Genomic DNA, 12,599 nt, shown 5'->3' with positions numbered 1-12,599 from the left:
TAAGCGTATGGGTTACCCACCCCAGCGACTGGTGGCTGCACCGATGACGGACAACGCCACCATCGCCGCAGAAGCCGTGCGCAACACCTGCGGCCCCAGAGCCACTGGCTGCGCACCGGCACTGCGCAGTAGCGCTACTTCTTCATCGCCGATGCCACCTTCTGGCCCGACGATAAGAAACACCGTCCCGGAAAATTCTGGGGCCAGCTGTGCTAGCGGCTTGCTGGCTTCCTCGTGCAAAACGACGGCGGTGTGCCCGTCGATCAGCTGCGTGAGCTGCGTGGTGCTCACCGGCTCCCAGACTTCCGGCACTGTCACCCGGCGCGATTGTTTCGCCGCCGCAGCCGCCGCGGATTGCCATTTCTGCACGCCTTTGCTGCGTTTAGTGCCCTGCCATTTCGCAATACAGCGGGCGGCTTGCCACGGGATGATCTCGTCGGCCCCGGCTTGCGTCGCCAAGTCCACGGCTAGCTCACTGCGCTCGGCCTTCGGTAATGCTTGTACGACGATGACGTAGGGGTCCGGGCGCTCGCTTTCACCAGCGGTCAGCACCACGCCAGTCAAGCGATCTTTGCCGACTGTTTCGGTGACCTCAATTTCAACCCAGCCGCCCGCGCCATCAATCAGCTGGATAAGCTCTCCGGGCCCGATACGCTTGACCGTGACGGCGTGGCGGGCCTCCGGCCCAGTGAGCTCCGTGGCCTCACCGACCTGAGGCAAGGGCGCGGAGGCAAAAAATACCGGGAGTGACATGGCAAAAACCTTGTGCGCTAGAAATCGAACTTAAAACCCGAAGCGTCCGCGCAGCCGGCTGAACAATCCGTCCGAATGGCCGTCGGCCTCAGAATTCACACGCGACGATTCCTCGCGCTTGTCGCGGACTTCTTCCAGCAACTGGCGGGTCTTTTTGTCCAGGTCCGTCGGCACGGCGACGTCGACGTGCGCAATCATCTTGCCTTGCCCGTCGGTGCGCACGCGCGGCATGCCTTTGCCTTCCTTCACAATCTGGCCGCCCGGCTGAGTTCCGGCTGCGATCTCAAATTCGATCTCTTCGCCGTCCAGACCTTCCACGTTGCAGGTGGTGCCCAACGCAGCATCAACCATCGGCACGGTGATGGACAGGTGCAGCGTATCGGCATCGCGGGTGAAGATATCGTGCTTTTTCACCCGGACTTCCACATACAGGTCGCCAGCTGGCCCACCGCCGTGACCAACTTCGCCCTGGCCTGCCATGCGAATGCGCATGCCATCGTCGATGCCTTTCGGGACGTTGATGGTCAGATCACGGCGCTTCTTCACACGGCCATCACCACCGCAGTGATTGCACGGATCCTTGATAACTTCGCCAAAGCCCTGGCAATTGTGGCAGGCACGAGTGGTCATCACATTCCCCAAGAAGCTGCGTTGCATCTCCTGGATCTCCCCAGCGCCATTACATACCTCGCAGGTCACTGGCTTCTCACCATCAGCCGAGCCGGAACCTGTGCACCGGTCACACAACACCGCGGTATCCACGGTGACTTGTTTTTTCATGCCGGTATAAGCCTGGTTCAGCGTGATCGAGGTACGCAGCAGCGCGTCGTTACCCGGCTGCACACGCGAACGCGGGCCACGGGACCCACCCCCGGCGCCACCGCCAAAGAAGGCTTCAAAGATATCGCCAAAGCCACCGGCGCCGCCGAAGCCGCCACCACCCCCGGCTCCGCCGCCTTGCTCCATGGGATCGCCACCCATGTCGACAATTTTGCGCTTCTTCGGATCCATCAAAACGTCGTGAGCGTCGGTCGCTTCGGAAAACTTCGAGGCGGCCTCATCGGACGGGTTCACATCCGGGTGATATTTACGGGCGAGTTTGCGGTACGCCTTTTTGATCTCCGCCTCGCTGGCGTCTTTGGATACTCCCAAAATTCCGTAATAGTCACGAGCCACTGTTGTATCGATTCCTTCGAGTCAGTTGGTTTATAGGGTTTCTCGTTTTCTCGCTGCATCTGCAACTGCAACGGCGCATGCATCTTCGTGCATTAATCGATCTACCAGCCTACAGGCTAATTCGTGCCTGCCAGAATCTGGCTGACATACCGTGCAACAGCACGCACCGAAGAAATTGTTCCCGAATAATCCATAAAGGTCGGTCCCACCACACCAAGCCCACCGAGTGTAGCGAATTCATTGCCATAACCAGCGGTAACGATCGACGCCTGCTGCAATTCTTCGTCCTCATTCTCCTGGCCAATCAGCACGTCGACATTGCCGAGGTCCGGCACGTTCGCTAACAGCTTAAACATCACCACTTGTTCTTCCAGCGCGTCAATAATCTGTGGCAGACCCTGTGGAAAATCACGCCCTGCCCGGGTCAGATTCGACGCCCCTGCCATCAGCAAACGATCGTTGGGCTGGTCCACCAAAGTTTCTATCAGCACTGTGGCCACGCGGATCATGTGATGGCGCAAATCCGCCGGTGAATGCTCCAACAAATCAGCCACCCGATTTGCCGCCTGCCCTATCGGCACCCGCGCGAGCGCGCGGTTTAACAATTGCCGCAGTTCATGAACTTCCGACTCCCCGATCGGGGCATCCAACTCCACGTTGCGCTGGTCAACCCGGCCAGTATCCGTGATCAACACCAGCAGCAAACGCATTGGCGTCAGATCCACAACTTCTACATGCTTGACGTGCGAAACGTTCAACGTCGGCAACTGCACCACCGCAGCCTGCCGGGTCAGCTGTGCCAACAACCGCACCGAGCGTCGCAGCACATCTTCCAAATCGACACCGTCTTCCAGGAAAGTGCGAATAGCGCGTTTCTCCGCCTCCGACATCGGTTTGACCTCGCCCAAACCATCAACAAACCGCCGGTACCCCTTCTCGGTGGGCACTCTTCCCGACGACGCGTGCTGCTGAGCAATGAAGCCCTCCGATTCCAACACCGCCATGTCGTTCCGGATCGTTGCCGAGGACACTCCCAATTGATGACGCTCCACCAATGCCTTCGACCCCACGGGTTCCTGGGATGCGATGTAATCCGTGACGATCGCGCGCAGAACTTCCACCCGGCGTTCTTCAGTCGCACCAGCCATCAGGCCCTCGCTTTCGCATCAGCTGTAGTGTCATCTTCGGCGACCAAAATATCGGTGATGATGCCGTCGGCAAGCAACCTGCCTGCATCCGTCAACGCCAACCGGTCTGGCTGTGGAAAGTGTAATAGGCCCCGGTCCACAAAATTCTGCACGACGCCCGCGGCACCGGCGCCCACAGCGGCGTAGTCAATGCCTTCGCGCAACCGCAGCCCCAACATCAACAGCTCCGTGTGACGATCCGCCGGGGTTAAATCTTCCACCTCGTTAATCGGCAACTCGCCGTCGGCAAGCACAGCGGAATAGCGGTTCGGATGCTTCACATTGGAAAACCGCTGCATGCCCAAATGCGAGTGCGCACCCGGGCCCGCACCCCACCAGTCGCCATCGCGCCAATAGATCAAATTGTGCTGGCATTCGCCGCCGGACCGCGCCCAATTGGAGACCTCGTACCACCCCATACCGGCCTCGGCCAGGCGCCGCGCAATCATCTCGTAGCGGGTAGCCATCACGTCTTCTTGTGGGGCCGGGATCTCGCCGCGGCGCACCTTGCGCGCCATCGCAGTGCCGTCTTCCACGATCAGTGAATATGCCGAAACGTGGTCTACCTCGGCTGCAATCACCAGGTCCAGGGTGCGGGCAACATCATCATCAGTTTCCGTAGGCGTCGCATAAATCATGTCCAAGTTGATGTGCTCGAAGCCTGCCTGGCGTGCCTCCCGAGCAGCAGCAAACGCCCGACCTGGGGTGTGTGCACGCTCCAGCACTTGCAAGACATCATGCGAAGCAGACTGCATCCCCAAAGAGATACGGTTATAACCAGCCTCCCGTAGGCCCGTGAAAAATTCCGGGGAGGTCGATTCCGGGTTGGATTCGGTGGTGATCTCCGCATCGTCGGCAAGACCAAAGGTATTGCGCACCGTCGACAAGATTCGGCTCAGCCCATCTGCCCCCAGCAACGATGGGGTGCCGCCGCCAATAAATACCGTATCCGCTTTACGGCCAACGCGCTGGGCCGCCATGTCAAGCTCCACGTCCAACGCATCCAGATAGCCCTGCGGATTCGCGCCACCAGCTTCGCGCGGGGTGTAGGTATTGAAATCACAATAACCGCAGCGTGTAGCACAAAACGGCACATGGATATACAAGCCAAACGGTTCACCAGACTGACTGGTGAGGCGGCTGGACAACTGGCTGGGCATCTGCGATTGCATAGCACCAGCCTAATAGTTGTTCGCGTTGCCAACCAAGGTGTACGCTGGTCGTATTTATTGCGCGCTCATATTAAGCGTGAAATAAGTTTGCAGTGAGATTGCCGCAGGGCAGAAAGGATGATGGTGGAACCTCCGAGTCGAAGTATCGACGAACCGCACGAACAATCCATGAGCACCGAGGCGGTGCAACCATGTTAAGTGCGGTTTTGTTCCTCATTCTCGGGCTCGCGGTGATTTTTCTGATCATCGTGGCCAACGGCTATTTCGTGGCCCAGGAATTTTCTTTCATGTCCGTCGATCGTGCACAATTGCACACCAATGCCGCTCGGGGCGACGAAGCCAGCAAACGCGCTTTAGCAATCACGCATCGCACCTCCTTCATGCTCTCCGGCGCGCAACTGGGCATTACTGTCACCGGCTTGCTGGTGGGTTACGTCGCAGAGCCGCTGGTGGGCGAGTCACTAGGCACGTTGCTAAGTGCAACCGGGCTTTCTGTGACCGCGGCCATCGCGATCGGCACCGTCGCTGCGCTGGCGGTATCGACGATCGTGCAGATGATTTTCGGTGAACTATTCCCGAAGAACTACACCATCGCCGCGCCGATGAAATCCGCGCTGTTTTTGTCGCGGTCTACAGCCTGGTACCTACGAATTTTCGGCCCGCTGATCAAATTTTTCGATTTTTCCTCCAACGCTTTCCTGCGCGTCTTACGCATCGAGCCAGTTGCCGATATTGATAATTCTGCGACCACCAAAGAATTCGAGTCCATCGTGGAAAGCTCCCACGAAACCGGCGACATTGACGATGAGACCTTCATGGTGCTCGACCGCCTGTTGGACTTCCCCGACCACGACGTCGAACACGCCATGATCCCCCGCTCGCGCGTCGACGTCATCGATCCCGATACCACCCTCGGTGAGCTGCGCAAACTCATGGCCATTGCGCACACCCGCTACCCCATCATCGACGACGAACACACCCCAATCGGCGTGGTGCACCTGACGGATATTTTGCTGACCGACAAGCCTGATAGCACGTTGGCTACCGAGCTCATGCGCGAATCGTTGGTGGTTCCAGAGCTGATGCCACTTCCCGACGTCGTCGTCGAACTGCAAGAAAACGATGAGAAATTGGCGTGCGTGATCGATGAATACGGCGGCTTCGTCGGCATCGTCACCCTGGAAGATCTAGCCGAAGAGATTCTTGGCGACGTCACCGACGAGCATGACGTCAACCTGGAAGAATCCGAAGAGATCACCGAAACCGCCGAGGATCACTGGACCGTCGATGGCGATACCCCGTTGGATGAGGTTGAGCGTGCCATCGGGCACGACCTGCCAGAAGGCGACTACGAGACCGTCGCTGGATTGTTGATTGCCCAGGTGGGCTCACTGGTGGAAGAAGGTGAAACCCACACCATCGAATTGGATGCAGAACCGGAGGACTGGGTTGATGCGGATGCCGCACCGAACCGCCAGTTGATTATCACGGTGGACGAGGTAGAGCGGCACGTGCCATCGAGTTTGTCTCTGGAATTGGTTGAGGAGTTCGAGGGTGAAGAAAACCGCAGCGCAGACACTGACGGGCAAAACTCTGATCCTGATTCTGCGACCCGCAATCGTCGACAAGCAGAAAGGGGCTAGGGAATGCAGGAATGGTATATCGCTGGCCCGTTGAGCCTGGCGATCGTCGTATTGTCCGGGTTTTTCGTCATCATCGAGTTTTCTTTGATGGGTGCCCGTCGGCACCGCCTGGAAGAAACCGCGGAGTCTTCTGCGGCCTCGCGCGCGGCATTGCGGAGCTTGAATGAGTTGACCATCATGTTGGCCGGCGCACAGCTGGGTATTACCGCGGCGACATTTGCGCTGGGTGCGATCACCAAACCGTGGATCCATCATGTGCTGATGCCCGTGTTTGCCGCCGTCGGGGTTTCTGGTGGTTTAGCCGACACGATCGCGTTTGTGGTGGCATTGCTGCTGGTGACGTTCGTGCACCTGGTGATTGGTGAAATGGCGCCGAAGTCGTGGGCGATTGCGCATCCAGAGCTTGCCGTGCGGATCATTGCATTACCAGCCCGCGGGTTCATCTGGATCTTCCGCCCGTTGTTAAAGTGGATCAACGTTATTGCCAATAAGTTGGTTGCGGCTACTGGCGTGCAGCCGGTCGATCGTGCCGGTGCGCAGGGTTATGACACCGATACCTTGCGCACACTGGTACAGCATTCTGGGCATACGGGTGCGATGGATCAGAAGTCCGCACAGCAGATCAGTGGTGTAATTGAGTTGGAGAATTCCACGGTCTCTGCTTTAGCCCGGGCGCATGGCGTGGAGATCACTCCCCTGCCGCATGATGCCACGGTGCGTGATGTGCAAGAGGCGAGCCGGTCGATGAACCGTCTGCGTGTGGTGATCTCCGATGCAGAATCGGCGGTGCCGCGGGTAGTGCACGTACGAGATACTTTGCTACAGGACCCAGATAGTCCAGCCGCCGATGTCGCCCGCCCAGCCCTGTCGCTGGCTGGTTCCACGAAAGTGCAGCACGCCATCGAGCACATGCGCGCACTCGGCGAGCAAATCGTCGTCGTTGGTCGCGGAGGCAACAGCGAATCGCTGTGGATTCTGAACTGGGACGACATCATGGGCCAGCTGTGGCCGGAGATCACAAAACAGCTGGAGCGGGAAGCTTAGAATTCCTAGTCCTACCCGCTGCCGCTAGCCCACGCTCGCAGCGCGCAAACGGGCGCGCTTTGCAGCAACCTTGGCGACGATCCGGTCGACGCGGGCGCGCTCTTCCAAAAATTCCGGTGGCTTGCGCCCACGCATGCTGCGGGCAAAAGCAGGGTGCGCAGAAACCGCAGTGGTGTCCCACGCATGCGCCGCCGTCGCAGCCATCCGCCCAACTTTGTTGTATAGGTGTGGTAAAGAGACTGCATCCAAATCGCGGGCGACGGCTTCAGTCTGTTCGAGTACGTATTCCACCAACTCGCGCAGGAAGTCCACGGTGTGTGTCGTGCGCTCATGCAGAGTGTGCACGAGCTCGTTGACCACAACCGGCGGGCCGGACAACGGGAAAAATGCCTGCAGCGACTCTACTGTCACGGCTTCGGGCTCGGATATCCGCTTGGTGCCGTCGGCGGCCGCAGAAATGCTGCCCGAAGCCACCCCGGAAACCAGTGCCTGGCGCAGACCGATCAGCTCACCGACGACGTCCCGGGAATCCCGGCGTGCGTCTTCCACGATCTCTGCTAACTCCGCCAGGCAATCCTCGACGAGTTCCGCGTCGTAGTCTTCAATCGCTTCAATCACGTGCTCGATGTATTCGGCCACCTCGTCGCCAATGTTGTACACCTCTTGGGTGAGCTCACGATGGCGCAGCTCAGCAGCGATTTTGCGCATTAGGGGGCTGCCTCCTTCTAGACCGTCGCGACCGAATACCCTAATCCCCAACCGCACTCACTGCTCGACCCGCAACGCCGCACAGGGCAGCCCGCGAGGCTCGCAACCTGAAGTACTAGTTGAGAGTTTCTCTGCGCTGTAGCCTATTGCAGCGGCGGCCCAAAAATGGTTCGACTCGCCGGAAAAAACTCAGCAGTTTATAAGCTTGCCGACGGTTCCTGGAGATGTGCTTCTAATACTGCTGGTGGCAGGCTCGAAGCGTCAGACATGTTACCCCATAGGCTGTGGATTCTAGCGCGAGTACAGCTTCTCCAATACCTCCGAATAGCGCTGGACAACCACGTTGCGCTTCACCTTCATCGTCGGGGTGAGTTCGCCGGATTCCTCCGTGAAGTCTTTATCGAGGATATAGAACTTCTTGATCGCTTCCGCGTGCGAAACTGTGGAATTCACCGCGTTGATGGCGTCCTGGATTTCTGCGCGCAGCGTTGCATCGTGCGCTAATTCGTTAACGCTGCGGGAGGCAGGAATATTGTGCTGCGACTTCCAGCGGCTCAGTGCTTGCTCATCCAACGTCACCAAAACAGCAACGAATGGTTTGCCGTCACCAACCACGAGCGCCTGGGAGATCAAAGGGTGCGCGCACAGGCCGTCTTCCAGCCCACCCGGGGCGACATTTTTGCCGCCCGCGGTGACGATCAGATCCTTTTTCCGCCCGACAATTTTCACGTGACCGGAAGGCAGAATCTCGCCCAGATCTCCCGTGCAATACCACTGACCATCGAATGCTTCGTCAGTAGCTTCCGCATTGCGCCAGTACCCATCGAATACCAAATCCCCGGCTAGCTGCAGCTCACCATCCGGGGCAATGCGCACACGGGTTCCACCCAACGGCGGGCCTACGGTGCCAATCTTCTGGTTTTCGAAATCAACGGTCGCGGCAGCGGCAGTTTCTGTTAAGCCATAGCCTTCATAAATGGGCACACCGATTCCGCGGAAGAAATGCATCACTTCCGGGCTCATCGCAGAACCGCCGGAAATGCAGTAGTCGACTTCTCCACCCATCCCCGCTCGGATTTTGGATAGCACCAGTTTATCCATGATTTTATGTGCGCCGCGCAGCGCCAACGACGGGCCATTTTCTGTATCTAAGGCACGGGAATAAGCGATCGCGGTCGCCTCGGCCCGATCGAATAACTTCCCCTGAATAGTTCCGGAATCATGTGCTTTCGCACGCGCACCATTGCGGACTTTTTCAAAAACGCGCGGGACACCCAGAATCAAGTTTGGTTTGGAGCGCTGGAATTCCGTTGGCAAGGTCGCGAAATCCGCCCAAAAATTCTGTGTCGGTCCGCTGATGATGGCCGCAGCAGAGACTGAAAATGCCAACACGTGCGCCAGCGGCAAAAAGGTCAACACGTGGTTACCAGCATGCGCAATGCCCCCGATTGGGTTGCTGAGCAACCCGAGGACCTGGGCAGTCCAATTGCGGTGCGTGAGCATACAACCTTTCGGCCGCCCCGTGGTGCCCGAGGTGTAGACCAGTGAAGCCAAATCATCCGACGTGGTCGCAGCAATGCGCTTGTCGACGGCGTCGTCATCAATATTTTTTCCTGCCGCTTGCAGCGCTGCTACCGCGCCGTCGTTAATTTCATAGAATGCACGCATCTGCGACGTGGAGTCTTTCACACGCGGCTCGCCGTCGTCGGCAAGCTGCAACATGCGCAGGATCTCACTGTGTTCTTGGGTTTCACCAATGCCGAGCACGGCGCCGGAGTTCTCGATGATCCACTGGACCTGCGACAGGGACGACGACGGATAAACCGGAACGACAACGGCACCGGCGGCCCAAATAGCGTAATTGAGAAGCATCCACTCGTAGCGGGTATTGGCCATCAGCGCCACGCGATCACCATGCTGCACACCAGCGTCGAGCAGCCCCTTGGCCACCGCATAGACCTCGTCCAGAAACTCCTGCCGGGACACCGGGACCCAGGTGTGGTTTTTCGGGCGGCTGAACATCTCCGCCTTCGGCTGGGCTTTCACCGCATCGATGGTCAGGGTCAATAATGTCTGGCCTGGTTCAATGGTGTATTTCGCGGGGCTGAAGGCTTCTCGCACAGTTCTCCTAGGTGGTTACGCGCCGTTCCACTTACTCTCAGGGCAACTGTACTCCCCCACCCCGCGTTGCTTCGAAGTCGGACGTGCTAGTGCGGGACGACGCCCGCATACCGGGCGTTCACGCTGGAGCGGTGAACTAACAGCGACTTAAATACGACTGAACAAATACACCAGGACAATCAGTACCAGCAAGGTAATAAGTGCAAAACGCACACGGGAACGCGGGTACTTCTTCTGCTTCGCCATGCCACTAGCCTAGCCTTTTTACCGCTCATTCCGTCATTGAGTTGTCGACTGGCTATCCTGTGCCTTCGCTTCCGGCTTGTCACGTGCGTTGTCCCGCAATGACAACCAGGCAGTTAGCACAAAGTTCAAGCCGCGCACGATTACCGTCGCCAATACCGCCGCCACAATTCCTGCGACCACCACGACAATCGGCATCTGCAACCACGGCGATAGCGATACCAGCATCTGCGTTACTCCCGTTAGCGTTCCCCCAGCTATCGATGTGCTGGTTATCAGTGCATCGTCCATTGCGTTCATTCTAGACACAGGACCCCACAGGGTGGAAGGGCGCGATGCCTCAAATTAGACCCTCGCCAGCATTACGGCTTCACCAAAAAAGCTGGCATAAATCTGTAAGTTTCCACACCAAATATGTTTCATCTGGCATACTTGAATAAACTGAGATACAGATAACAAAAAGGCATGAGGGATCACATGTTAAAACAGCATCTTTTCACAACGTTCGCGGCGCTCGTAGCGCTTATAGGGTCTGCAACAACGACAAACATCGCTTATGCGGATCCTTCAGTCCCAGCTAGCCAAGCCCCAGCGACCGTCACCCTTGCCAGTGATCTTCCCCCGCTTTCGGTCGACGGAGTAGGCGGCTATTCAGAATAAGAAGTTGAAGAAATGCAAGAGTTTTTTCACACAGTTGAGCAAAATATTGATGAGACAACTGCACAAGAAACTTTGACAACAAATAAAGCCCCCAGGCTTCAAAAACAAAGCAAGCGCTAGCTGCGCTCGCCTTGGGGAGGGGAAGGGAAAGGGAAAATTGGGCGATTTTCACCGCGAGCGTCGCCAGACTGGCTAGACTATGCGGCAGCGATTTGGGGGAGGCTAGCATCCCTTGAAACGTCAGAAGACTCCTTGGCCCGTTGATGCGTTCCCCGGCCACATCACCCCCCAATACGGGCGAGCGCTCCGAAAAAGGGGTCTTCGCTTTTACCCAATCCTCTACATGTAAACAATGTTTACATGTAGAGGAAGGAAGCAACGTTGGAGTGAAAAAGAAGGAGGCGATGATCATGGCAACGAGAAAGCAGCACGGTGTGATCGGGCGCGGTCCGGTTGTCACTGTGCGCTTAGAGCATGAACTTGTTGAGCGACTCGACGCGCTCGCCGAGCGCACTGGGCGCAGTCGCGGGACATATCTACGTATGGCGCTATGGGCAATGATTCCGACCCTGGAGCGCATGCACTGGGAGCAAGTCTCGAAAGACTTTGAATCGCTCGCGATCAAAGACGCCTTCGAGGAAATCACGCTCGGCCTGATGGAAGACGCGATCAATGCCGACCGCTACCACGAGGAGAAGCCCGGTAGTGATTCTTCGGGGACAAGAACGCCGTAGGCGTTCGCGTCAGCACCTCTGTGAGGTAGCCGAACCCTGCCGGTCGTTCTGGGATTGCTCATAGCGTGGCTACTTGGGGTGCGTCCTGTCGACGCGGAACCGTGTTCAGTTTGATGTGAAATACTCCAACAATTAAATCGAACGTTCGCTATAATTGGGCACATGAAACAAACGATTCGTGCAATGTTTTCCGACCACCCTCGCCTGTCTCGCGCACTCGAATGGGACGCAAACGATGCAACACTGGGAGGCAGCGAGCGCGCACTCGCCGCAATCCTCACCGCGCTTGCCAACGACTTCGACGCGCTGGACGCAGCAGAACAGCGAGCAATCGCCGACACCCTAACGACTCAAGCTGAGGAGACCGAGCGCGACGAAACCGCCGCGCGAAAGCTGCTCGGACTGTGAGCGCACAAGGACCATGCGAGCACTGCGGAAAGCCCATTCCTCCGCGCTCCGACCCCAGAGGTCGACGCGCAAGGTTCTGTTCTGACGCTTGCCGAGCCGCAGCCAGCCGTGAACGACGCGAGCAACGCCACCGCGACGAGGTTGCGCAAGCACGGGAGCAGTTGGCACTTCGCATGCCCGATGAACAAGCCGCAGACGCGGCAAAACTGGTGCGAACAATGACCCACGACTTACGTGCGGGACGAAAGGTTCCTGCGACACCGCAGCATCAAGAACTGATCGCAGCGATTAAAGATTTCACCACAATCATGAACGAACGCGCTGCCACAACCGCGCCCTATCCGTTAAGAGATCTCACGTAATTGGCGAACAGCAACCCCTGCCGCTGACGCTCGTTCGTGAGTTTGCGGGGCGCTCCAAATGCTTTGTCGACTTCTTTATCCAACACATCGTGAGCTTTGAGCGGAACAAAACTCGGGGCACTTCATACTGGCGGTCAAAAGACCTATACCCCACTTCAACGATTGCTGGGTGGCTTGGCCACTCCACACTGACCAAGGGGGTTTGAGGTTACCCTCGTTTAGTGGACACCCGATTAATGCGGATCTTGTGTCCGTAAGAGAGGATGTTCATTGTGAGTCAACAACGCCAGAAATACACACCTGAGTATCGACGTGAAGCCGCGAACCTAGTAATCGAGTCAGAACGCCCAATTGCTCATGTAGCTAAGGAGATTGGCGTCGGACCAGG

Annotated in this window: 14 protein-coding genes; 6 read left to right on the top strand and 8 right to left on the bottom strand. The window is 57.6% G+C overall.

What is annotated here, in order from left to right:
- Positions 1–12: 12 nt before the first annotated feature.
- From QP888_RS09865 to hemW, 4 genes are all read right to left on the bottom strand, one after another.
- The gene (locus QP888_RS09865) at positions 13–753 is read right to left on the bottom strand and encodes a 16S rRNA (uracil(1498)-N(3))-methyltransferase (protein WP_284813401.1); all 741 of its coding nucleotides are present in this window, start codon (positions 751–753) and stop codon (positions 13–15) included.
- Positions 754–783: 30 nt separating this feature from the next.
- Positions 784–1,929, bottom strand: coding sequence for a molecular chaperone DnaJ (gene dnaJ, locus QP888_RS09860; RefSeq protein WP_018120361.1), 1,146 nt, complete (start codon positions 1,927–1,929; stop codon positions 784–786).
- Between the two features lie 116 nt (positions 1,930–2,045).
- Positions 2,046–3,077: a heat-inducible transcriptional repressor HrcA gene (gene hrcA / locus QP888_RS09855; RefSeq protein WP_284813400.1), complete on the bottom strand. Its 1,032-nt coding sequence runs from the start codon at positions 3,075–3,077 to the stop codon at positions 2,046–2,048.
- Positions 3,077–4,288, bottom strand: coding sequence for a radical SAM family heme chaperone HemW (gene hemW / locus QP888_RS09850; RefSeq protein WP_284813398.1), 1,212 nt, complete (start codon positions 4,286–4,288; stop codon positions 3,077–3,079). The genes hrcA and hemW overlap by 1 nt, the downstream gene beginning before the upstream one ends.
- Before the next feature lie 191 nt (positions 4,289–4,479).
- Here hemW and QP888_RS09845 point away from each other — a divergent pair, with 191 nt between their 5' ends.
- Together QP888_RS09845 and QP888_RS09840 are read left to right on the top strand one after the other, a co-directional pair.
- Complete coding sequence (locus QP888_RS09845) at positions 4,480–5,931, top strand: hemolysin family protein (protein ID WP_284813397.1); 1,452 nt, start codon at positions 4,480–4,482, stop codon at positions 5,929–5,931.
- Between the two features lie 3 nt (positions 5,932–5,934).
- Complete coding sequence (locus tag QP888_RS09840) at positions 5,935–6,975, top strand: CNNM domain-containing protein (protein ID WP_284813395.1); 1,041 nt, start codon at positions 5,935–5,937, stop codon at positions 6,973–6,975.
- A 24-nt stretch (positions 6,976–6,999) separates the two neighbouring features.
- Here QP888_RS09840 and QP888_RS09835 read toward each other — a convergent pair whose 3' ends face one another.
- From QP888_RS09835 to QP888_RS09820, 4 genes are all read right to left on the bottom strand, one after another.
- Positions 7,000–7,683 carry a hypothetical protein gene (locus QP888_RS09835; RefSeq protein WP_284813394.1) on the bottom strand — a complete coding sequence of 228 codons (684 nt, stop codon included), beginning with the start codon at positions 7,681–7,683 and terminating at the stop codon, positions 7,000–7,002.
- A 291-nt stretch (positions 7,684–7,974) separates the two neighbouring features.
- Positions 7,975–9,804: an AMP-dependent synthetase/ligase gene (locus QP888_RS09830; RefSeq protein ID WP_284813393.1), complete on the bottom strand. Its 1,830-nt coding sequence runs from the start codon at positions 9,802–9,804 to the stop codon at positions 7,975–7,977.
- A 279-nt stretch (positions 9,805–10,083) separates the two neighbouring features.
- Positions 10,084–10,338 (bottom strand): hypothetical protein, encoded by a 255-nt coding sequence (locus QP888_RS09825; RefSeq protein ID WP_126844666.1) that lies wholly within the window; start codon positions 10,336–10,338, stop codon positions 10,084–10,086.
- Between the two features lie 307 nt (positions 10,339–10,645).
- Positions 10,646–11,119 carry a hypothetical protein gene (locus QP888_RS09820; protein WP_126851379.1) on the bottom strand — a complete coding sequence of 158 codons (474 nt, stop codon included), beginning with the start codon at positions 11,117–11,119 and terminating at the stop codon, positions 10,646–10,648.
- On the opposite strand from QP888_RS09820, the gene QP888_RS09815 reads away from it, so the two are divergent.
- From QP888_RS09815 to QP888_RS11185, 4 genes are all read left to right on the top strand, one after another.
- Complete coding sequence (locus QP888_RS09815; RefSeq protein WP_039733815.1) at positions 11,118–11,441, top strand: ribbon-helix-helix protein, CopG family; 324 nt, start codon at positions 11,118–11,120, stop codon at positions 11,439–11,441. The two genes, QP888_RS09820 and QP888_RS09815, sit on opposite strands and share 2 nt — an antisense overlap.
- Positions 11,442–11,603: 162 nt before the next feature.
- Entirely contained in the window at positions 11,604–11,849 is a 246-nt protein-coding gene (locus tag QP888_RS09810; protein WP_018120350.1) for a hypothetical protein, read from the top strand.
- A gap of 173 nt (positions 11,850–12,022) precedes the next feature.
- The gene (locus QP888_RS09805; RefSeq protein WP_049148097.1) at positions 12,023–12,211 is read left to right on the top strand and encodes a hypothetical protein; all 189 of its coding nucleotides are present in this window, start codon (positions 12,023–12,025) and stop codon (positions 12,209–12,211) included.
- 263 nt (positions 12,212–12,474) lie between these two features.
- Positions 12,475–12,599, top strand: a 125-nt coding sequence (locus tag QP888_RS11185) for a transposase (protein ID WP_350338244.1), incomplete at its 3' end; no start/stop codon positions are given.

It is taken from the genome of Corynebacterium sp. MSK297 (assembly GCF_030232885.1).
GTDB lineage: Bacteria > Actinomycetota > Actinomycetes > Mycobacteriales > Mycobacteriaceae > Corynebacterium.
The sequence above is the reverse complement of the archived record's forward strand: the minus strand, read 5'-3'. Positions and strand labels throughout refer to the sequence as shown.

Coding starts and splice junctions, on each gene's coding strand:
- QP888_RS09865 (WP_284813401.1), bottom strand. CDS start 753: ATGTCACTCCCGGTATTTTTTGCCTCCGCGCCCTTGCCTCAGGTCGGT.
- hrcA (WP_284813400.1), bottom strand. CDS start 3,077: ATGGCTGGTGCGACTGAAGAACGCCGGGTGGAAGTTCTGCGCGCGATC.
- hemW (WP_284813398.1), bottom strand. CDS start 4,288: ATGCAATCGCAGATGCCCAGCCAGTTGTCCAGCCGCCTCACCAGTCAG.
- QP888_RS09845 (WP_284813397.1), top strand. CDS start 4,480: ATGTTAAGTGCGGTTTTGTTCCTCATTCTCGGGCTCGCGGTGATTTTT.
- QP888_RS09840 (WP_284813395.1), top strand. CDS start 5,935: ATGCAGGAATGGTATATCGCTGGCCCGTTGAGCCTGGCGATCGTCGTA.
- QP888_RS09835 (WP_284813394.1), bottom strand. CDS start 7,683: ATGCGCAAAATCGCTGCTGAGCTGCGCCATCGTGAGCTCACCCAAGAG.
- QP888_RS09825 (WP_126844666.1), bottom strand. CDS start 10,338: ATGGACGATGCACTGATAACCAGCACATCGATAGCTGGGGGAACGCTA.
- QP888_RS09815 (WP_039733815.1), top strand. CDS start 11,118: ATGGCAACGAGAAAGCAGCACGGTGTGATCGGGCGCGGTCCGGTTGTC.
- QP888_RS09820 (WP_126851379.1), bottom strand. CDS start 11,119: ATGATCATCGCCTCCTTCTTTTTCACTCCAACGTTGCTTCCTTCCTCT.
- QP888_RS09810 (WP_018120350.1), top strand. CDS start 11,604: ATGAAACAAACGATTCGTGCAATGTTTTCCGACCACCCTCGCCTGTCT.
- QP888_RS09805 (WP_049148097.1), top strand. CDS start 12,023: ATGCCCGATGAACAAGCCGCAGACGCGGCAAAACTGGTGCGAACAATG.